This is a genomic window from Pseudomonas sp. PS1(2021), assembly GCF_020405165.1.
Classification (GTDB): Bacteria; Pseudomonadota; Gammaproteobacteria; order Pseudomonadales; family Pseudomonadaceae; genus Pseudomonas; species Pseudomonas aeruginosa.
Window position 1 is genome coordinate 6394955 of sequence record NZ_CP084484.1, and the last position, 21655, is coordinate 6416609.

Annotated in this window: 14 protein-coding genes and 1 pseudogene; 11 read left to right on the top strand and 4 right to left on the bottom strand. The window is 58.3% G+C overall.

All coding sequences use genetic code 11. The features are described 5' to 3' along the window. Positions 1–23: 23 nt before the first annotated feature. Entirely contained in the window at positions 24–3083 is a 3060-nt protein-coding gene (locus LE197_RS30320; RefSeq protein ID WP_003160966.1) for a tyrosine-type recombinase/integrase, read from the top strand. A gap of 17 nt (positions 3084–3100) precedes the next feature. Here the strand turns inward: LE197_RS30320 and LE197_RS30325 are convergent, their stop codons facing one another. Continuing rightward, positions 3101–3313: a helix-turn-helix domain-containing protein gene (locus LE197_RS30325; RefSeq protein ID WP_023086889.1), complete on the bottom strand. Its 213-nt coding sequence runs from the start codon at positions 3311–3313 to the stop codon at positions 3101–3103. Between the two features lie 147 nt (positions 3314–3460). Between LE197_RS30325 and LE197_RS30330 the strand changes: the two genes are divergently transcribed. The 4 genes from LE197_RS30330 to LE197_RS30345 all read left to right on the top strand — a co-directional run bounded on the left by LE197_RS30330 (position 3461) and on the right by LE197_RS30345 (position 6849). Next, entirely contained in the window at positions 3461–3694 is a 234-nt protein-coding gene (locus LE197_RS30330; RefSeq protein WP_019341962.1) for a hypothetical protein, read from the top strand. Then, on the top strand, positions 3687–4847 hold the full coding sequence (locus LE197_RS30335) for a site-specific integrase (protein WP_003160963.1): 1161 nt from the start codon (positions 3687–3689) through the stop codon (positions 4845–4847). Before LE197_RS30330 ends, LE197_RS30335 begins: the two co-directional genes overlap by 8 nt. An 11-nt stretch (positions 4848–4858) precedes the next feature. Next, positions 4859–5143, top strand: coding sequence for a hypothetical protein (locus LE197_RS30340; protein ID WP_003160962.1), 285 nt, complete (start codon positions 4859–4861; stop codon positions 5141–5143). A 224-nt stretch (positions 5144–5367) separates the two neighbouring features. Further along, positions 5368–6849 carry a sigma-54 interaction domain-containing protein gene (locus LE197_RS30345; RefSeq protein WP_003160961.1) on the top strand — a complete coding sequence of 494 codons (1482 nt, stop codon included), beginning with the start codon at positions 5368–5370 and terminating at the stop codon, positions 6847–6849. A gap of 88 nt (positions 6850–6937) precedes the next feature. Here the strand turns inward: LE197_RS30345 and tnpC are convergent. The 3 genes and pseudogenes from tnpC to tnpA all read right to left on the bottom strand — a co-directional run bounded on the left by tnpC (position 6938) and on the right by tnpA (position 9233). After that, positions 6938–8447 (bottom strand): annotated as a pseudogene (gene tnpC, locus LE197_RS30350) (IS66 family transposase). A 63-nt stretch (positions 8448–8510) separates the two neighbouring features. Beyond that, positions 8511–8846 carry an IS66 family insertion sequence element accessory protein TnpB gene (gene tnpB / locus LE197_RS30355; protein WP_023105888.1) on the bottom strand — a complete coding sequence of 112 codons (336 nt, stop codon included), beginning with the start codon at positions 8844–8846 and terminating at the stop codon, positions 8511–8513. A gap of 33 nt (positions 8847–8879) precedes the next feature. After that, positions 8880–9233, bottom strand: coding sequence for an IS66-like element accessory protein TnpA (tnpA, locus tag LE197_RS37390; RefSeq protein WP_226033790.1), 354 nt, complete (start codon positions 9231–9233; stop codon positions 8880–8882). A gap of 104 nt (positions 9234–9337) precedes the next feature. On the opposite strand from tnpA, the gene LE197_RS30365 reads away from it, so the two are divergent. The 6 genes from LE197_RS30365 (at position 9338) to LE197_RS30390 (ending at position 21291) form a co-directional block, all read left to right on the top strand. Then, on the top strand, positions 9338–12646 hold the full coding sequence (locus tag LE197_RS30365) for a DEAD/DEAH box helicase family protein (protein WP_226033791.1): 3309 nt from the start codon (positions 9338–9340) through the stop codon (positions 12644–12646). 32 nt (positions 12647–12678) lie between these two features. Further along, positions 12679–14262, top strand: coding sequence for a type I restriction-modification system subunit M (locus LE197_RS30370; protein ID WP_003160959.1), 1584 nt, complete (start codon positions 12679–12681; stop codon positions 14260–14262). Beyond that, the gene (locus tag LE197_RS30375; RefSeq protein WP_003160958.1) at positions 14259–15368 is read left to right on the top strand and encodes a restriction endonuclease subunit S; all 1110 of its coding nucleotides are present in this window, start codon (positions 14259–14261) and stop codon (positions 15366–15368) included. Before LE197_RS30370 ends, LE197_RS30375 begins: the two co-directional genes overlap by 4 nt. Positions 15369–15587: 219 nt before the next feature. After that, on the top strand, positions 15588–17300 hold the full coding sequence (locus tag LE197_RS30380) for a dynamin family protein (protein ID WP_003160956.1): 1713 nt from the start codon (positions 15588–15590) through the stop codon (positions 17298–17300). 51 nt (positions 17301–17351) lie between these two features. Further along, positions 17352–19604, top strand: a complete 2253-nt coding sequence (locus LE197_RS30385; RefSeq protein WP_003160955.1) for a dynamin family protein — start codon at positions 17352–17354, stop codon at positions 19602–19604. Next, positions 19597–21291 (top strand): dynamin family protein, encoded by a 1695-nt coding sequence (locus tag LE197_RS30390; protein WP_003160954.1) that lies wholly within the window; start codon positions 19597–19599, stop codon positions 21289–21291. The genes LE197_RS30385 and LE197_RS30390 overlap by 8 nt, the downstream gene beginning before the upstream one ends. Positions 21292–21655 lie beyond the last annotated feature (364 nt).

Below are 21655 nucleotides of genomic sequence, written 5' to 3' on the forward strand. Positions count from 1 at the left end.
CTCTGCTTCATGAGCCGGAATGGATGCCTGAGATGCGGGCACTTCTGAAATCGAAGGCTGCGGAGTCAGGCACAGCGTTCGGAAGATGGCTACTGAGTGAAAGTGGCATATCCGGGATTTCGAAGGCGCACGTACGTGAATTTGAGGCGTGGCTCGGCACGAATCACACGCTGCGTAACGTATTGCGTAGCATCACCCAACGAATCAGAGATCAGATTCCAGGGTTCCCGTTAGCGCGAATTGCTATTGCCATCAAGCGGGCAGCGAACCCGATCAATCCGGACGTCTACACAGCCGAGAGAATTCAACGCAGCGGCCAACTGGTTCAAGCTCTGCAACAGGGCCTGAAAATGGATCTCGACGCGCTGAGTAGAGAAGAGCGTATCGGTCTACTGCTGCTGAGCGCAGCCTACAGCGGCGGATTGCTCGATGTGGCTCAGCTGAATGCGATGCTCGGCTCATCGTTGGAAAGCATTGAGTGGGTGGCGGGAATTCCCGAGATACGTCTGCCTTTATCAATCCGTGGCAAGACCGGCGCGGAATTTCGGCAGTGGTTCCCTGACCCCGCCACGCTGGCCCTGTTAATTCGCTGCGCGGATGATGTTCAAAAAAGCAGTTACAAGATGCATCGTAGGAATTGGCACATGCGCTGTGTGGATGCATTTCTGAGGAAGGTCGATATACCTGAACAGGATCAGCCACAAAATCTTAGTGAGCTGTTTGATCTGTTTAGGATGCAAATGCAACTGCGGCTTCCGCAGGTGCTGGTGAATTTTGCTTGCCGACAAGAGTTTGTCTCTCAATCCCTGCGCCCCTCATCGTGGGGCAATATCTGCGGCCAAGAGGATCTCGAGGATCCGGCGGGGACTTATGACGATGAATCTGTTTCGGATGGACCTGAGGATAGCCCTGACCCACCCGCATGGTTGCTGGAGCTGCGCGATCGGGTCCGGGATAACCTGCCCATCGAGATGCCGTTGCAGGCAGAGGGTTCCGGAGAGCTTCCCGGCCTAATCCAGAGTTGGATTGCCTACATGCTGGGCGGCGCCTCTGCATACGGCCACAGTGCCGGGCGCAGCACCATAGATCGATATATCCGGGTACTAGGCGCAGCACTTACCTCTCAGCTGGATGGCATAAGCATTTTCGAGCTCGAAATTGACGCGCTGGAAATTGTCTATGAATCCACATTGGATGCGCAGGCCACAGATAGCAAAAGGCGTACTCTGGCCAAGGCAATCCACGAGTTTCATACGTTTCTGCAGCGTCGGTTCAACTATCCGCCAGTCAGCCCCTACTCCATCCTAGGCATCGGCAAAGGCGTGCCCCGGGTGGATGCTCGCATTATCAGCGAGGATCAGTACCAGTCTGTTCTGCAGACGCTTGGCACCTGCGGTCTGGAGTTGCGTACACCGCGCTTGGTCACAGCAGCGAGACTGTTGTTGATACTGGGGTTTCGGTTGGGTTTGCGGCGCAACGAGGCTCTAAAGCTGCGCCTATGCGATTTGCATTTGCCCGAGTATTCGACAGAGGACGCAGCACGTATTCAGGCGCGCCACCCGAACATGCGCAGACTATCCAGCGATGAACTGGCCGGACTAGAGCTGCCCGTTGATCTGCTAATTCGCCCTCATGTCCTGCGCCAACTAAAAACCCTCAATGCGGTCCGGAATCTCCCACTGCGGGTGCTGCTCGAACCAGAAGAACTCCAATTGCTGATTGAATGGTATCGGGAGCGGCGGGCTGAGGAGCGCATCAAACCAACCTCGGATTTCCTGTTCTGTATCCCGCAGTTGAAAACTCAATGGATCAGCGAAAGCGCTCTGTTCCCGGCCCTGCACAACTGTATGCGCGCAGTGACTGGCTCTGAGTTCCTGCACTACCACCACCTGCGACATTCCTGCGCGACATGGCTGTTTTTCAAACTGATGGCGGCGCATAACCGCCTCTCACCCGAGCTGTTTTTCCATGATCTACCCCTGACAGTACGCTGGCTGAGGGATGACCTCAGATTGCGCAAAGCAATGCTGCCCACAGACGGCCCTACCCGGAAAATCGTTCATATTGTCAGTGCCATTCTCGGGCATGGCAGCCCAAAAACTACGCTGCTGCATTACATCCACAGCCTGCCGCAGGTCATGGCCATGATGTGGCAATGGAACCCCCAAAATTGGCTATTCAACGCTGCAAACGTTGCCCATATAGGTGGCGTCAGCCAGCCCACCAAAAAAGCTGAGTATGTTGATGGCATGTCAGTTGACTGCGGTGTGCTGCTCGACGTCATTGGCCGCATAAAGCCGCTCAAAGACATCCGGCATACTCGGAAAAAATCACATCCAGTTCAGGCTCAGCAGGTGAATCAAAACTGGGCGATGGGGCGCATTCAAGCTGTCGAGTCGATGCTGGCGTATGCCTCATATGCAGAGCAGACAGGCCGCGAGGTCAATCTTGATTGGGTCGAGTTCTCTGCCGAAGAGCGCGAAATGATGCTGGAGCGGGCACGCTGTATCCGCGATATGCTGCAGCGCCCAGGAGCCCGCGGCGCAAGCCCTAAACACAGGCTGCGACCTGCTCTGCACGCAAAAGCTTCATCGTCGCTGTCGCTGTTGCCATCGCCACCGAAGCATGGAACGCGTGAAGGGGTGGCCGACTATGCACAACGTCTCTACGACCTGCTCGAAGGCCCCGACAGCGATCGCGCCCAGCGTGTTATTGACGATTTTGTTGAGCGCTGTTGGAAGACGGAAACCACGCTGCGATTCCAGCGTGATCGTGACGAAGACCATGCACAGGACTATCTGTGGCTGCTCAGTGCGATAGGTGTTCCGACTCAATCCATTGAGCTGATCATTTATGACACCAACAAGCCGAGGACAACCAAGTCTTACTGGCGCCAGCAACTTGGGAGCATTCGCCGGCCCTTCAGTCAGCACGCGCCAGAGAGCAACGATGTAGCGAACCTACACCTGGGGATCAGGGCGAAGCTTGAGGTGAAGGATCAGGTTGCGGAGAACATTCACTCCGGCGCCGCCTTGCGCTATCTGATGCTGATGGCTTCCATCGACTGGCATTTCCGCGCCTGACCCAGTCCGGAGGGCTTTCAGCCCTCCGGATCCTCCTGCAGTTCCAGCAACTCTCCCACCTGGCAGTTCAGGTACTGGCAGATTATTTCCAGGTCCTTGAGCTCTACCCTCTGCGCGGTCTCGTGATAGAGCCGCGTGAGGGTTCCGCGGTTGATCCCGGTGTCCCTGACCACGTCACTGATCTTCAGTTTCCGCTCGCCGAGTAAGCGAGACAAATGGCACTTGACCATCTAAATCTCCAAAAATGATCTGCAGGAGATCATTTTGTCCTTGCAAAGCTCAAAATGAGCGCTATATTGATCTGCAGGAGGTCATTATGAGCACTCAGAAGCTCATAAGAATCCGCTGTCGTTCAATTTAGCAGAGAGGGCATAGCCATGTCTCACACATACCTGACTACCGAGGAACTGGCCACGCGCATGAAGTACGACGCGCGCACCATCCGTAATCGCTTGAAAGATTCAGTCCTCCTGGAAGGGATTCACTACTTCCGCCCCTTTGGCGGCCGCAAGATTCTTTTCATCTGGGAAGCAGTCGAAGAAGACATGCAGAAATTCTCGCGGACTTCCGGGCTGGTGCCGATGGCCGGCGGGGGTATCTGCCATGGGTAAGATTCGAGCGCGTGCAGACAACGAAAAGTTGTTCTTTGACTTCACCTACCTGGATCAGCGCTGCCGCGAGCAGACCACGCTGCCTGATACGCCCGCAAACCGGAAAAAACTGCAGAAGATCCTGGAGCGCATCGAAGCAGAAATCACCCTTGGGAGCTTCGACTATGCCACCTACTTTCCTCAAAGCAGCAAAGTACTGGAGATCAGTAGGCTGCAGGCTGGCTGTGCATCGCTGAAAACACCGCTGTTCAGGGATTTTGCCGAACTGTGGTTTGAGGAGATGAGGGTCGAGTGGCGTGAAACGCACGCCAAAACCGTACGGCTTACTCTCGATAAGCATTTGCTGCCTGAGTTCGGCAAAAAAGAGGTCAGCGCCATCACCAAAGCAGAACTTTTGTCCTTCCGCTCGGCACTCGGCAAAGTCCCCGGGCAGAAAGGTCAGAGTCTGACAGCGACGCGAATCAACCACATCATGACGCCATTGCGCATGATCCTTAGTGAGGCAGCTGACCGCTTCGAGTTTACCTCGCCATACCTCAACATCAAATCACTGAAAGTCCCGAAGACAGACGTGGAGCCCTTCACCCTGGATGAAGTGCTGCAGATCCTCAGCACAGTGCGTGAAGATTTCCGCAATTACTACACGGTGCGTTTCTTCACCGGCATGCGCACAGCCGAAGTTGATGGTTTGCAGTGGAAGTACGTCGACTTTCAGCGGCGGCAGATTCTGATCCGTGAAACCTGGGTGGGCGGCAAGCTCGACTACACCAAGAACGACGGCTCACAGCGTGAAATCGACATGTCCGAGCCGGTTTACCAGGCCCTCATCGGCCAGCGGGAGAAAACCGGCAGCGGCCAGTTCGTCTTCTGCACCCGCGAAGGTACGCCGCACGCATACCGCAACATTAACGACCGGGTTTGGTACCCGCTGCTGCGCCACCTGGGTTTGCGCAGGCGGCGCCCCTACCAAACCCGCCATACAGCCGCGACCCTCTGGCTGGCGGCTGGTGAAAACCCAGAGTGGATCGCCCGGCAGATGGGACACACCACCACCGAGATGCTGTTCCGTGTCTATTCGCGCTATGTGCCCAACCTGACGCGGCGTGATGGCAGTGCCTTCGACAACCTGATCAAAGCCAATCTCAAGGCCTGAGGAGTTCCACCATGAAACTGATCAAACGTGACAACGTAACCCCTCTGTATCCATCGATGGAGGCTCGCGAGCATAAGTACCTCAAGCATCTGGCTTCAGCCATGAGTCACTACCTCGAGAACCCCCATGGCACTGAGCTTGTTTGCATCCTGGGCTCTGGCTACGAGAAGGATAACCGGCATGCCCTCGAAACCTGGGTCGCCTACCACCGCAACGAAGTTTTCGAAAAACGCCTGGAGGGGCGTAGCCCGCTGGATTACCTGATCGAGAAGCTTGAAAGCCTGTTGGCTAACTAAGTTCACAAGGGGCCGAAAGGCCCCTTCATCGTTCTACCCCGGCAGCAGCTCATACCAATATTTGCTGGGAGCAAAAGCCGTGCTGTTGCTACAGCTCAACTTGAACATCCAGTCAGGCAGTTAAAGACCCGGGTTGAAGGATTGGTTTACTATCCGGACGTGAGCCAGAGCACATTTTCTCCTGCCCGCTGATGGGCAAGAGGGAGGCCGGGAGAACAGGGACAGTGGTAAACAAGCAACGCGTATTGGCCAGTTGGGTTGGCGGGAATGATCTAAAGGCAGTTGCAGGTGCTGAGGCAGGCCCGATCCTGGCGACCCTGAGCACGGTGTCCTTTGATTGTGTCGAGCTGATTTGCTCATACCCCGCCGAGCGCGTTGAACCCTATCTGGACTGGCTCCGCCAGCAGGTCGATGTACCCGTCACCGCGCATTACGTGACCTTGTCTTCCCCCGTTCATTTCGGGGAGATCTACCAGGCCGCCAGTCAGCATTTAAAGCGCCTCAATACTCCCGCAAACCAGCTCTCCATTCTGCTCAGCCCCGGCACGCCGGCCATGCAAGCGGTGTGGATTCTGCTGGGCAAAACGCGATACCCGGCGACTTTCTACCAGTCTTCACTTGAGCAAGGCGTGCAGCAGGTTGAGGTGCCGTTTGAAATCGCGGCTGAGTATGTACCAGCGGCCAATGCCATCAGCACCGACAAGCTGGTTCAGCTCGCCGGGCTGGATGCCCCTGTGGATGCAGCCTTCGACAGCATCGTGACGCAGAGCGAGCGCATGCTGGTGCTCAAGGCGCAGGCGCAAATACTCGCGGCGAAGCAGGTGCCGGTGCTGATCTACGGTGAAACCGGCACCGGCAAAGAGTTGTTTGCCCGCGCCATTCACAACGCCGCCCCGCGTTCTGCAGCGCCCTTTGTTGCGGTGAACTGCGGTGCCATCGTGCCGGAGCTGATCGACTCCACCCTGTTTGGCCACAAGAAGGGCGCATTCACTGGCGCGATTGCCGATCGGCCTGGGGTGTTCCAGCAGGCTCACGGCGGCACGCTGTTTCTCGATGAGTTCGGTGAGCTGACGCCAGATGTACAGGTGCGACTGCTGCGTGTACTGCAGGAAGGCACCTTCACTCCGGTCGGTTCAAATCAGGAGCTCAAGGTCGATGTGCGACTGATCACCGCCACCCACCGCAACCTGATGCAGGAAGTCGCCCAGGGGCGCTTCCGTGAAGACTTGTTCTATCGCATCGCTGTGGGCGTACTGCACTTGCCGCCGCTCAGAGAGCGCGAAGGTGACCTGCTGTTGCTGTCCGAAGCGCTGCTGGCAGGCATTGCCAGCCAGGACACCAGTCTCGGTGATAAGAAAATTTCCGCAGAAGCAAAAAATCTTATCCTTCAGCATCCCTGGCGTGGCAACGTTCGTGAGCTGCAATCCACTTTTTTGCGCGCGGCACTCTGGTGTCAGGGTGATTTGATTACTGCCCACGATATCGAGCAAGCACTGTTCAAACTGCCGCAAGCGCAGGCCGATGTATTGGCCATGGATGTTACCCAAGGTATTGATCTACAACAGGTAATTGCCGAGGTGGCAGGGCATTATCTGCGCAAGGCGCTGACGCTTACCGGCAATAACAAGACCCGGGCAGCCAGCCTGCTAGGCCTTAAAAGCCAGCAAACGCTGAGCAATTGGATGGACAAATACGGCATCGAATAAAACTGGCACGGTCCTCGCTATAGGACCGACATGGACAGAATCGCCTTTATGAAATCAGTCAACTTCGAGTTCCGTAAGCGAACGGGCATCACACCTTGCCGGCGGATACCCAGTTGTGCGGCAGCAGCTCGGCCAGGGCGCTGGCCTTCTGCGTCGGCAGGCGCGTGAGCACGTCCTTCAGGTAGGCGTACGGATCGTGCCCGTTCAGGCGGGCTGACTGGATCAGCGTCATCAAGGCTGCGCCACGCTGGCCACTGCGCAGAGAGCCGGCAAACAGCCAGTTGGCACGCCCCAGGGCCCAGGGGCGGATCTGGTTCTCGATCCAGTTGTTGTCGATGGGCAGGTTGCCGTCATTCAGGTAGCGCACCAACGCTGCCCAGCGCTTGAGGCTGTAGTCGAGTGCCTTGGCGATCGCGCTGCCTTCCGGCACCTTCTGCCGCTGCCCAAGCATCCAGCTATGCAGGCCATCGATGATCGGCCTGGCTTTGTCCTGGCGCAGTTGCCGTCGCTGTGCGGCGAGCAACTCGCCCTTCGCGCTCCACCTCGTACAGCTGACCGATGTACTGGAGGGCCTGCTCGGCCAGTTGGCTCTGGTTGGCGGCATGCAGGTCGAAGAACTTGCGCCGTGCATGGGCCATGCAGCCGATCTCGGTCACGCCTTGCTCGAAGCTGGCCTTGTAGCCGACGAAGTCGTCGCAGACCAGTTTGCCCTGCCAGTCGCCCAGGAAGCTGCGCGCGTGCTCGCCAGCCCGGCTCGGCCTGAAGTCGTAGACCACGGCCTTGAGGTCGGCGAAGGGGCTGGGTGCATAGGCCCAGACGTAAGCCCGCTGGGTCTTCTTCGTGCCCGGGGCGAGCATCTGCACCGGGGTTTCGTCGGCGAGGATGACGTCCTGCTGGAGCAGGCAGTCGCGCAGGGCATCGACCAGGGGTTGCAGCTGGACACCGCAAGCGCCGACCCATTGCGCCAGCGTGGAACGCGCGATAGCCAGCCCGGCGCGGGCGAAGATCTTTCCTGGCGGTATAGCGGCAAGTGATCGGCGAACTTGGCCACCATGACCTGAGCCAGTAGCCCGGCAGTCGGGATGCCCTTGTCGATCACCTGCGCAGGCACTGGGGCCTGGATCAGCGTTTCACACTGGGCGCAGACCCACTTGCCACGGATATGCCGCTCGACGGTGAAGGTGCCCGGGGTGTAGTCGAGCTTCTCGCTGACGTCTTCACCGATGCGCTTGAGCTGGCAGCCGCAGGCACACTGGGTGCTGTCCGGCTCGTTGAAGTATCAGCGTGCGCGGCAGTTCGGCCGGCAGCGGCGCTCGCTTGGGCTGCTGCCGTGGCTCGCGCTTGGCGGGCTCTGGTCGGGCCGTTTCAAGCTCTGCCTCGATGGCGGCGATGTCGGCCTCGATCATCTCGTCCAGCAGATTGAGCTGGTCGGCATTGAGCTGCTCGCTGCGGCGGGCGAAGCGGTGGCGCCGCAGCACGGCGAGTTCGTGGTTCAACCGCTGGTTGAGCGTTTCCAGGTGATCGACGCGCTGACTCAACTGCGCGGCCAGTTGGCGCAGTTGCTCGGGTGTCAGGTGATCGAAAGCGGCAGGACTCATGGCGCCGAGTGTGCGGATTGTCGGCCCCCTCGGCGATAGGCCATTGGCCTAATTGCGCCCCGGCTACAGGAGTCTGATCTCGGCATTGGGCCCAAGACGCTGCCAAGGTAGGCCGACCACCAGGGCCTGCAACTGCTCGGGACTGAGTTCCAACTGCTGTCCCTGCCAATTGCCCGACCAGGCGAAGCGCCCTCGATTGAGCCTGCGAGCAGCCAGCCAGATGCCGAAGCCATCGTGCACCAGCACCTTCATCCGATTGGCGCGCTTGTTGGTGAACAGGTAGGCGCAGTGCGGCTGCGCCGCACCGAAAACTTGAACCACCCGGGCCAACGCGGTTTCGGTGCCGGCGCGCATGTCCAGCGGCTCGGTGGCGAGCCAGATGCGCTCGATGCGGATCACTTCAGTAGCTCGCGCAGAAAGCGGGCGCAGCCTTCAGGGTCCTTGCCCGGCCACTGCACCGACAGTTTGCCGGCCCGATGGGGAATTGCGATCTGGATGGCCCTGTCGGCCGCACTCGGGGTAGCCGGCACGCTCGGGACGAGAGAATGGAATAAAACCTGAGGGTACCGCGGGCAGCTGTGCCTGCTGGCGGCGAATCCACTTGTGCACGAGATTGGCGTTGAGGCCGTGGCTCAAGGCCACGCCGGCAACCGAGGCGCCGGGCTGGGTGCACTCATCGACGACCTGGGCCTTGAAAGATTTGGGATAGGAGCGGCGTTGGCCTGGCACGGGAGATCCTCCACAAGGGGCTTGAAATGGTGTCCACCAAAAACAGGTGGACACCATGCCGCTAGCTGGAAGAACCGGGGAGGTGTGTTGGCCAGACGCTTACCGAGTTCCTCCGCCCCGGCAACGAGCTGCTGGCCAACCTCGCCGGTCTTGCCGAGGCTGTGCTGCACATCGATCCGGGCAGCGCGCTCACCCGTCTGCGCAGCTTTGCCGAAGAACTGACCAAAGCCATCTACAAGGAAGAACTGCTGCCGCGCATGCCGCAGTCGAGCTTCTACGACCTGGTGAAAAACCCGGTGTTTGTTGATTGCGTCAGCAAGCCCCTGGTGCACCAGATCAACTTCCTGCGCATCCAGGGCAACGACACCGCCCACGGTGCCGAAGGTGATTTGCGCAATGCCCAGCTGGCTCTGAAAACGGCCTACCAACTGGCCATGTACATGGCCATCAAGTACTACGGCACCGCGCAAGCTTCGATCCCCGCATTTACCGAGGTCAAAGACCCAGCGGCGATGCTGGCCAGTCTGCAGAAAACCGTCTCCAGCTATGAGAAGGAACTCAACCAGCAGCAGGAAGCGCTGCAGAGCGTGATGGACAAGCTGGAGCAGGAGCGCACCCGCCACCTCGACAAGGTCGACCCGCCTGCCAAGCCTGACCAGCAAAAGCGTCAGCAGCAGAGCCAGCAGGTGGCCGACAGCCTGCAGTGGAACGAAGCCAAAACCCGCGCATTGCTGATCGACGCCATGCTCCTGCAAGCCGGTTGGGATGTCAGCAACCCCGCGCAGGTCGGCCAGGAAGTGGACGTCGACTTCCCCGGCAACGTCTCCGGCAAGGGCCGTGCGGACTACGTGCTATGGGGCGATAACGGCCAGCCCCTGGCCGTGATCGAGGCCAAGAAATCCGGCAATCTCAGCCTGCAAGCCGGGCGCGAACAGGCTCGCATGTACGCCGACGGCTTCGAGCGCATGGGCATGCAGCGCCCGGTGATTTTCTACAGCAACGGCTACGAAACCTTTATCTGGGACGACAAGCAGTACAACACCTACCGCCCGGTGTACGGCATCTACAGCAAGGACAGCCTCGAATACCTCGCCTATCAGCGCCAGTACCGCGTCCCCACCCTGGAGAAACACAACCCCGAGCTGAGCATTGCCGACCGCCCCTACCAGATCGAAGCGATCAAAACTGTCGCCGCGCACTTCCAGCAGCAGCGCCGCAAAGCCCTGATCATCCAGGCCACCGGCACCGGTAAAACCCGTGTGGCCATCGCCCTGGCTGAGTTGCTGCTGCGCACCGGCTGGGCCAAGCGCGTGCTGTTCCTCTGCGACCGCAAAGAGCTGCGCGTGCAGGCCGATGACGCTTTCAAGCAAAACCTGCCCAGCGAGCCGCGCTGTGTGATCGGCGAAACCGGCAAGGTCGACCAGACCGCGCGCATCTTCATCGCCACCTACCCGGGCATGATGAACCGCTTCGCCCAGCTTGATGTGGGCTTCTTCGACCTGATCATCGCCGACGAAAGCCACCGCAGTATCTACAACAAGTACCGCGACCTGTTCGACTACTTCGACGCGCTGCAGGTCGGCCTCACCGCCACGCCGGTGAAGTTCATCAGCCGCAACACCTTCGATATGTTCGACTGCGAAACCACCGACCCGACTTTCGAGTTCGGCCTCGATGCTGCCATCAATAATGAGCCGCCGTATCTGGTGCCATTCCGCGTGAAGGACCTCACCACGGACTTCCTGCGTGACGGCATCCACTACAACGACCTCAGCGACGAGCAGAAGCGTCAGCTCGAAGAGGACCTCGGCGAAGAAGAAGCCAAGCGCACCACCATCGCCGGCAAGGACATCGGCCGCAAAATCTTCAGCGAAGACACCGACCGCATCATCCTGGAAAACCTGATCAACAACGGCATCAAGGATGAGACCGGCTCACTGGTCGGCAAAACCATCGTCTTCGCCCAGCGTCAGGACCACGCCGAGCACCTGGAAAAGCTCTTCTGCAAGCTCTACCCGCAGTACGGCACCAAGGTCTGCAAGGTCATCCACAATGCCATCCCGCACGTGGACACCCTGATCAAGGAATTCAAAAAACCGGATAACGATTTCCGCATCGCCATCTCGGTCGACATGCTCGACACCGGTATCGACGTACCGGAAGTGGTCAATCTGGTGTTCGCCAAGCCGGTCAAATCCTGGGTCAAGTTCTGGCAGATGATTGGCCGCGGTACGCGCCTGCGCCCAAACCTGTTTGGCCCCGGTAAAGACAAAACCGAGTTTTTGATCTTCGACCACTACGGCAATTTCGATTTCTTCGAGCAGGAGTATCAGGAGCCGGAAGACACCGGCAGCAAATCCCTGCTGCAAACCACCTTCGAAGCCCGCCTAGCGCTGGCCCAGGCCGCCCTGCGTCATAACCATGCCGCTGCCTTTGACGCCGCCATTGCCCTGCTGCGTGCCGACATCAACGACCTGCCCGACACCAGCGTGGCGGTAAAGCGTGAACTGCGCGCCGTGCACCAGTTGCAACAAACCCAGCAGCTGCAGCAGTTCGATGGCAAAACCCAGCACCTGCTGGCCAACACCATTGCCCCGTTGATGTCGGCCCGCGTGCTGCGCGACAAACACGCCACTGCGCTGGATAAGCTGATCGCCGGTATTCAGTGCTGCCTGGTCGAGCAGGCCACCTGCTTCGAGGACGGCAAAATTGCCCTGCTGGCCGAGTTGGACAAGCTCGCCGTGAATATCCAGGCCGTCCGCCAGAAGGATGCCCTGATCGCCGAAGTACGCAGCGCCGACTTCTGGCTGCAGCCGAGCATCGACAAGCTGGAAAACGCCCGCCAGGAACTGCGCGGCATCATGAAATATCGTCAGACCGGCACCGGGCCGGGTGATGGCATAGGAACCACCAAAACCAAGGATGGCAACCTGCTGGGCGACGAGCGCGCGGTGTACATCACTGGCGCCAGCGAGGCCATGATCTACCGCCGCCGCCTCAAGGACATCCTTGCCGGCATGCTCGCCGCCAACCCGACCCTGCAAAAAATCCACAAGGGCGAACCCATTGCCGAGAGCGAGCTGAAAACCCTGACCTCGACCATCCTCACCAGCCACCCCGGCGTCAGCCTGGAGGTGCTCAACGAGTTCTACGGTCGCACAGCCGATCAACTGCACCTCACCGTACGCGAGATTATTGGCCTGGATGCACACGCCATTGAGGAACACTTCAAACAGTTCCTCCATGCCCATCCCAGCCTGACCGCCCAGCAGGTGCGCTTTATGAACCTGCTGAAAAACTACATCGCCCAGCACGGCAGCATCGTGATTGAAACACTCTACGACGCGCCGTTTTCCAGCATCTCCCACGAGGGCATCGACGGCGTGTTCGCCCCCGCCGATGTCACCGAGCTGGTGGCCGTGCTCAAACCCTTTTTGAAGAACCCCGACCAGCCCGGCACCCCCGCCTGATGGCCGCACAACCTACAGATCGAGACCACTGAATGCTCACCGGCAAAATCCGCAACGATATCGACAAGCTCTGGGAAAAATTCTGGACTGGCGGCATCACCAACCCGCTGACCGTGATCGAGCAGATCAGCTACCTGATGTTCGCCCGCATGCTCGACATGCAGGAGGACGTAGCCGAGCGCAAAGCCAACCGCACCGGCAAGGCCTTCGACCGCTTGTTCCCCAATACCCCGGAAGGCCAGCTGCTGCGCTGGAAGAACTTCCGCAACATGAGCGGCAAGGAGCTGCACAGCCACCTCAAGCAGAAGGTCTATCCGTTCTTCGCCCAGCTCGGCAGTGCCGAAGGCGAGGGCGGTGAGCGCGAAGGCCTCGGCCATATCAGCGAATACATGCAGGACGCCGATCTGGAGATCAAGAACGAGTCCGTGCTCACCTCCGCCGTGGAGATGGTCAACGACCTGCCGCTGACCCAGAGCGACGTGAAGGGCGATATCTACGAATACCTGCTGAGCAAGCTCACCACCGCCGGCATCAACGGCCAGTTCCGCACCCCGCGCCACATCATCGACGCGATGATCGAACTGATCGCCCCGCAGCCCACCGATGTGATCTGCGACCCGTCCTGCGGCACGGCGGGATTCCTTGCGCGCACCATGGAATACCTCAACCGCGTGCATTCCAGCCCGGAAGGCACCTTCACCGACGAAGACGGCAACCGGCATTACTCCGGCGACCTGCTCGAACCCTACCGCCAGCACATCAACAGCCAGATGTTCTGGGGCTTCGACTTCGACACCACCATGCTGCGCGTCTCCAGCATGAACATGATGCTCCACGGTGTGAACGGCGCGAACATCCGCTACCAGGACTCCCTGAGCAAATCCATCAAGGAGCACTACCCGCGCCAGGAAGAAAACTTCTTTGATGTGGTGCTGGCCAACCCGCCGTTCAAAGGCAGCCTGGACGAGACAAACACCAACCCCGACGTGCTCGGCCTGGTGAAAACCAAGAAGACCGAGCTGCTGTTCGTCGCCCACATCCTCCGCTCGCTCAAACTTGGTGGCCGTGCCGCCGTGATCGTGCCGGACGGCGTACTTTTCGGCTCCAGCAAGGCGCATCAGCAACTGCGCCAGGAGCTGCTCGACAACAACCAGTTGGAAGGCATCGTCAGCCTGCCCAGCGGCGTATTCAAACCCTACGCCGGCGTCAGCACCGCCATCCTGATTTTCACCAAGGGCGGCACCACCGAGCGTGTGTGGTTCTACGACTTGCAGGCCGACGGCTACTCGCTGGACGACAAGCGCACCGAGCTGAAGGGCGAGGGCAGCAACGACCTGCCCGATGCCATCGCCCAGTGGCACAAATACCGGCAGATGGTCGAGGGCAATATCAGCGCCAGCACTATAAACACCCTGTTTGGCGACAAGCGCAAAAAGGCTTTTGTCGTACCCGCAGAGGATATTGCTGCCAACAAGTACGACCTCTCTATTAACCGCTACAAGGAAGTGGAGTACCAGCAAGAGGCCTTTGAGGAGCCAAAGGTGATTCTGCAACGGCTCAAAGGTCTGGAGCAGGAGATTCTGGCGGATCTGGATGAGCTGGAGGGGATGCTGTGAGCCAAGTTTTTCCTGCGCACTGGGATGTATTGCCGTTCAGCTTGGCTGTCAAAGACGCCACATCTGAATATTCGAAGCTGCAGAAATCTGAATACTTGGAGCAAGGCAGGTTTCCAATAGTTGACCAAGGGCAGCAGAAATTTGGCGGCTATACAGATGATGAGTCAGTAGTCTCTTTGGATGGGTGTCCTGCAATTGTATTTGGTGATCACACCCGGATTTTTAAATTTATAGATGAGCCATTTTGCTTGGGTGCTGATGGTGCAAAGGTACTTGAGCCAAAGGCTGAGTTGGACAAGAAGTTCTTATTCTATTATTTGTCCTCATTGAATATTGAGTCTGCTGGTTATAGCAGACACTTTAAGTTTCTCAAGGAGAATGTTGTTCCAGTTCCACCCCTGCCCGAACAAAAGCGCATCGCCGCCATTCTCGACAAGGCCGACGCCATCCGCCGCAAACGCCAACAAGCCATCCAACTCGCCGACGACTTCCTCCGTGCCGTGTTTCTGGACATGTTCGGCGATGTGATTGAGGGTGCAGAAAATGTCGTTAGGTTTTCTGATGTTGCCGTGCTGGATGCGCCAATGGTTGATCCGCGAGTCGACGAATATATAGATTTAATACATATCGGCCCGGATCGGATAGAGAAAAAAATTGGCAAGCTGCTTCCCGCGCTAACTGCGCGAGAGGAAGGACTTATTAGTAAGAAATTTCTTTTTGATGATCGCTATGTGTTGTATTCAAAAATACGACCATATCTTAGGAAGTGCGCAATGGCAGAAGGGGTGGGTTTGTGTTCAGCTGACATGTATCCGGTCAGGCCTGTGGAGGGTGTTGCAACTAAGGAGTTCCTATGGATGTTGCTCCTCTCTGATTTCTTCACCGCATATACCGAGTCGTTGCCTGCCCGTGCAAATATTCCAAAGCTCAATCGTGAGGAGCTTGAGGCATTCACTCTTTCGTTGCCGGACTATAGTCGGCAACTTAAATTTTCCTCAATTGTGAGAGCGACCAACATTGCCGGTCAGCGCGTGGTGGAGAGTGCTGCTTATGTTGACGGCGCATTTGTGTCCTTGAGTCAAAAAGCCTTCTCCGGCCAGCTATAGATAAGGAAATCCCCATGCGCCTTAAGTCCGTCAAGCTCACCCATTTCCGCGGCTACCGCACCACCACAGTCATTCCCATCGGCGGAGCCATAACCAGCATCGTAGTTCGCAATATCTAGGGCAGATCGACCGCCCACTAACAGCGTATGACTCGCTTGAAGTTGCTTTTAAAGAACCCAGCACACCCATACGGCAAGGAATATCCCAGAGGGAGTAGTTATGCTGAAAACTCAAAATAATCTTCTCGATTACCTGAAGAAATTGGCGCAGGTCATCGAGAAAGCCCGTACGGCTGAGGTGGAAATTAATGGTGAGCCTGCACAGATTCAGGCGTTTGCGCAGGCGGTTGCCGAGCGCGAATTGCTGGTGCCCGTGGTGGGGGCATTCAGCGCCGGTAAGTCTTCACTGCTCAATGCCATTATGGGCAGCAGTATCCTGCCCATGGATATCAAGCCGGAAACGGCTATTCCAACCGAGTTGCGCCACGACACCCATGAGCGTATTGAGGCGTTTTTTACCGATGGGCGTACCGAGCAATATGGCGTCGACCAGTTGCCAGCCCTGCAGGCCCGAGCGGAACAGCTCAAGTTCCTGCGCCTGCACCTCAATCGCCCGGCCTTGAAGGAGCTGGCGCCGCTGGTGCTGGTGGATATGCCAGGCTTCAACTCGCCGTTGGATGCGCACAACAAAGCCATCGACCGTTACATCGGTGATGGCGTGCACTATCTGTTTGTGGTCAGTGTTGAAGAAGGCGCACTGCACCAGCAGATCATCAGCAACATGGACCAAGTCACCGTCATGGAGCGCGGCTTCACCGTTTGCATCAACAAGGCTGACCTTAAACCTGCCGCCGATGTGCAGGGCATTTGCGATTACATCCGCGAACAACTTGGGGACGAGGGCTTTGAGGCCGAGGTATGCGCTGTCAGCAAGAACGACATTGCGTCGGTCAAGGCGATGCTGGGCAGCTTCGATCCCGAGAGGATTTTCGGCGCGATCTTCGAGAATTCGCTACTCGGCCATAACCAGTACATGCAGGGCATTCTGGACACCGCACTGAAAGGGCTGGAAAGCAGCAAGGAGGCCAACGCGCGGAAGATCAAGGACATGGAAGATGCCCTGGTTGCTCTGGAGCAGGAGCGTCAGCAGCAGTCTGAGGCCAGCCAGGGAGGTAACCTGGAGGGGGCTGCGGATGACATCTTGCGTGCGGTGCGCAACCGCCTGGCCGGCTCCGTGGATATGTTGGCCCAGGCTGCCCTGCGCAGTCAGGATGAGATGACTCGCATCATCTCCAACGAGGTGCGCAGTTGCCTTACCTCTGGGCTCAAAAGCGCCACCAACAGCATGTCCGCCCGGATGGTCGCCGAGTTCAGCCAGCACGTCAGTGGCTCCCTGCGCACGGACGTGAATCTGTCCCAGAACCAGAACAATTGGACGGACAGCTTGCTGCAAACGCTGCAATCGCAGTTGCTGCCCGGCCTGCTTTCCGGCCTAGGTGATAAATCCGGCGGCACGGGCACCGTGATCACCAGCATGATGTCCGGCATGGCCGCGATGCGATTCATCCCCAATCCCATCCTGCAGGTCGTGGCCACCATTCTGCCGAGCGTGCTTGGCGCCATTTTCGGCGGCATCGGTGAAGGGAAGAAACTTGAGCAGGCCAAGGAGGCCATTCGCACCCAAGTATTTCCATCGGTTGAGAGCCATTTGCGTCCTCAGCTTCTCGAATTCCTGCTCCAGGCCCAGGAGCAAATCGTGCAGTCGGTCTGCAAGGCGTTTGATGAGCGGATCAAGGCGCAGAAGGAGGTTCTGGAGAAGATCAACAAGGAAGCTGAAAGCGGCAATCTGGAGGCCCGGATAGGCGTGCTGAAAGATGCGCTCGCCGAAGTCCGCGCCTTGGCCGATACCCATCTCCAGACCGTCAAGCACTAACACAGCGAGAACTAACTAAAAATGACTGTTGTAACCGTCAAGGAAAACGCTGTGTCGCTGGAACAGCGCATCACCAATCTCGTCAATGGCATGGAGAAGCTCGACGACATCGTCGACCGATATCCCGGTCCCGGCTTTACCGATGGGCTGTACGGTGAAAAGGGCGCCCCGCTCAAAGCGAAAATCGTGCGGGAGGATGCGCTGGCAATGGCCAGGGAGGGGCGCAACCTGCGGGTAGGCATCATCGGTCGGGTCAAAGCGGGCAAGTCCTCGCTGCTCAATGCGCTGATGTTCGCCGGCAATGATGTGCTGCCCAAGGCGGCCACTCCCATGACCGCCTCGTTGACCATCCTGCGCTACACCGACCAAGACATGCCTTATGCCGAGGTGGAGTATTTCCGCCCGGAAGACGTGAACGATATGCGCCAGCTGGCTGAGGAATATGACTCGCGGTTCACGGTGCTCCTGGCCGAGAGGCAGAAGGCGGCTGAGGAAAGGGCGGCGCGCCCGGGCGCTCGTAACGTATCGCAGCCGGACCCGGAGCGCCTCAGCGCGTCGGTGAAACGCGAACTGGACACCGACCCCAGGCTCGGCGGCGCAAAGGATATGTACGCGCGAATTTGCGACGCAGGTGGTTTGGGCGACAAGGGAGGCAAGACGGAGCGCGTTGACGGACGCGATCTTGCGGACCTGCAAGGCAAGCTGGCCAATTATGTCGGGTCAGGTGGACGGCTCACACCCTTCACGAAGTGTCTGACGTTGTATCTGCCGATACCCTCCCTGCAGGGCGTGGATGTGGTGGACACCCCCGGGGTGAATGACCCGGTCCGCTCCCGTGAAGAGCGCACCATGGAGGAGCTGCATAACTGCGATGTGGTCTTCGTGGTCAGCCCGGCAGGGCAGTTCCTGAACAGGCAGGATCTGGATCTGATGGGTCGTCTGACCTACAAGGATGGCGTGCGCGAGGTCTTCCTGGTCGCCAGCCAGGTCGACGGACAGCTGTTCGGCAGCGAACGCGATAAGCACGACGGTCGCCTGCCCGATGTCCTGCAGGGGTTGCGCAGCACCCTGGCCACTCAGGCCAGCAACACCCTGGCGGCGGAGAACGCCACCAATCAGGGGCTGGATACGCTCAAGAGCCAACTGGCGGAGCGCCTGGTAGTTACCTCCAGCGTTGCCCACGCACTGCTAACCCAGCCGGAAACCGAGTGGGATGACACTGTGCGCCATGTCTGGTCGCTACTGCGCTCAGGTTACCCGGCGGAGTTCACCCAGTTGGAAAGCGCCAGGCCACATCTCGAGGCCATGGCCGGCATTGGCCAGACCAACCTAATGTTGGAGCAGGTTCGCGGGCGCAAGCAGGTCATCACCGAAGAAAAGGTCAATGCGTTTCTGGAGGGCCAGGTCAGGGCCTTGCGGGAAAGTGTGGAAGGTGCTCCCGGGGTCGTATCGGCCAACCGTGAAGCCTTCCTAAAGACCAGGCCCGAGGATCTTGAAGAAAAGCTCAGCGCCATGCAGTCCGGTCGTGAGAGGGCCATTCGGGTAACCAACGTTGCCGTTGGGGATATTGCAGAGGACGCAGGGGGGAGCTTGCGCAGCCAGATAAACAGCAAGGCCGATGAGCTTTTCGGCAACGCCCAGAATGCGGCAGAGCAATCCAAAGACTACGAGGTCGAGTATACGGACCCGAGTTTCGGCCGTAAGGCATTGAGTTTAATTACTTTTGGATTGGTTAGCGCAGAGCGCACGTCCACAACTGTCCAGACCATTGACGCGACCAGAATTCGCAGCGAGCTTGAGGCATTTCATTCGTCCTTCAGTACCCAAATGGTCACGATTGTCGACCGCACTCGGCAGGGACTGCGAAGTACGATCGAGACGGGCGTTCTGGCGGCGTTGCGGGAGTATAAGGTTGTAGAGGATCGAGATATCGACACCTCCCGCCTGGCGCAGGCATGCCGTGCCGCTCTGCGCGAAGTGAGTGAATTTGATGATCCGGAGTTGCCTCCGGTGCCATCTAGGCTGATGCAAAATGGCACCCTGAGAGGAAGCGACGCCAGCCGGTTTGAAAGTGCCGCCCTCGAGTATCTTCATGAGCTAAGGAAGGCTGCTAGCCAGGAAGCCCGAAAGCTAACAAGAGCTTTTGAGGAACGTCTGAAGGCTGCGGATGTGGGAGCCCGGCTCTTCGATCATTACGAAGAGCAGCTCAACGGACTCCGGGCGCAGATCCAGGAGAAGGAAAAGACCCTGCAGCGCTACGATGAGCTGCTGGCCGAGCTGAAGGAGCTGCAACGCCATGTCTGATCTGTTGCTTGTTCCCCGGCTCGAGCCTGCCCTCACGCGTCTGAAACGCATCTGGCCGTGGGGGCGCAAGGCGCTGATCGAGCAACTTCGGCAGCATGTCGAGGAGGCCGATGAGCATACGCTGCGCATGCAGGCGCTGCGTCAGCGCATCGAGGCCGAGCTGGCAGGGGTCAGTGCCGAGCTGGGTGCGACCACTAGTGATCTTGAGCAGTTGCAGGCCCTGCACGGACAGTTGCAGGCAGAGCACTCCGCACAAACGCAGCAATTGCGTGAGCGCACAAACGCTTATGCGGCACTGGCGCAAGCCCATAAATTGCAGCGAGGTGAGCTGGAGCAACTGCAGCGCGCGCATGCCTCTCTGGAGGACGCACATGCACAGCTGCAAGCCGCGCATCAGCGTCTTGAGGAGGAGCATGGACAATTGCAGGCCACAGCTGAGTTGGTCGAGCGCCGCTACCGGTTGGTCTGCAATATCCTCAACGGCAAGCCAGCCGAAAATCCCGCCCTGAGCGAGCTCAAGAGCTGGTTTGCGGGTGAATTCGCGCGGGATGTACAACGGCTTGAGTTGCCAGCGGATGTTACGAGCATGGTACTTGAGCAGGCCCAGTCCATCAGTCTGCATGTGGAATTGCTGAGCGACTCGCCCGCGCTGCGTACGAAATCCCTGGTGGCTGTGGCGGGTGGCTTCAGCAGCGGCAAGTCATCCTTTGTTACCAGCTTCATGCACAGGGAGCATTCGCAACTGTTGGCCAAGGGCATCCAGCCGGTCACTGCAATTCCCACCTACGTGATGCCTGGCCGTGAACTCTCCATCTACGGTCACACGCGTAAAGGGGCACATGTAGCGCTGACGAAGGACGAGTACGCTCAGTTGACGCATGACTTCATCGCCAACATGGGCTTCAACGTCAAGGAGGTCATGCCCCATGTGGTGATCGAGGCGCCGATGCTGGAGGTCCAGCACCTGGCCTTCATCGATATGCCGGGTTACGACCCTGCTGCTTCAGACACTGCGGACACCGCTGCCGACCATGGCATTGCCAGCGCCGTTCTGAGCGAGGCGGATGCCGTGATCTGGCTGGTTGCGCTGGATACCAACGGCACCTTGCCTGCCAACGACCTGGAGTTCCTGCTTCAGCATGCGGACGACAGACCGCTGTACGTGGTGCTCAACAAGGCTGATCTGCGCCCCATGTCGACCCTTCAGGATGTGATCGAAGAAATCAGGGACCACCTGGAGGACAGCGGCATCCAGTACGAGGGTATCTGCGCCTACAGTTCCACGCTCGGCAAGGAACTGTTGCATGAGGGCAAGAGCCTGAGTGAAGTCATGCAGGAATGGGATCATTCAACCGATGCGGCGCTGATGTTGTACAAGGAGTTTGAGACGATGGTCCAGACCCTGGATGAATATGCAAACCGACAACTGCATAAAGTCGAGAACGTCAACGAGTTGGCTCACTCGATTGAGTTGGATATCTTGCAGATGGTGGGGTCGGAATCCAAGGTTTTCAGGGCGGCTCAAAATAGACTTGGGCAGTTGAAAGAGCTGGCAGAGAGCATTTTGGGTGTCGAGAAAAGCGAAGCCCATCAGCGGCTGGAAAATATGCGTATGCGTGGTCATCAACTCCTGCAAGACAATTTGAGAGCGGATTATCGGTCCCCAAGGCAGGATGCGCTGGCATAGTCTGTGAGCGCGCTCATGGCACCGTCATGGGGCAGCAGGTGTCATGAGTGCGTGGTGCTGGTCCAAATGGAAATTGGTCGAGTTAAAGCAGAGCCGAAAGTTTGCCTATAAAACAGGCTTGGTTCGATCTGACCGTATCATTTGAGGTGGCCTTACCTGGCATATATGGACGTTGTTCGTTGGCTATCTGTGCTTCTCTCTGGGGCTCTGGAGCAGCGAACAAGGCAACTCACCTTCTACCAGTCGAGTGACTGTAGTCATGCAATATGTAGTGGTTGCTCTCAGTTCAGTAACGAGCTGCAGCCTAGACGCCAGCTTATGGCTAGCACTCAAAATTCTGGTTCGCCGAACGGGCGGGCCAGAC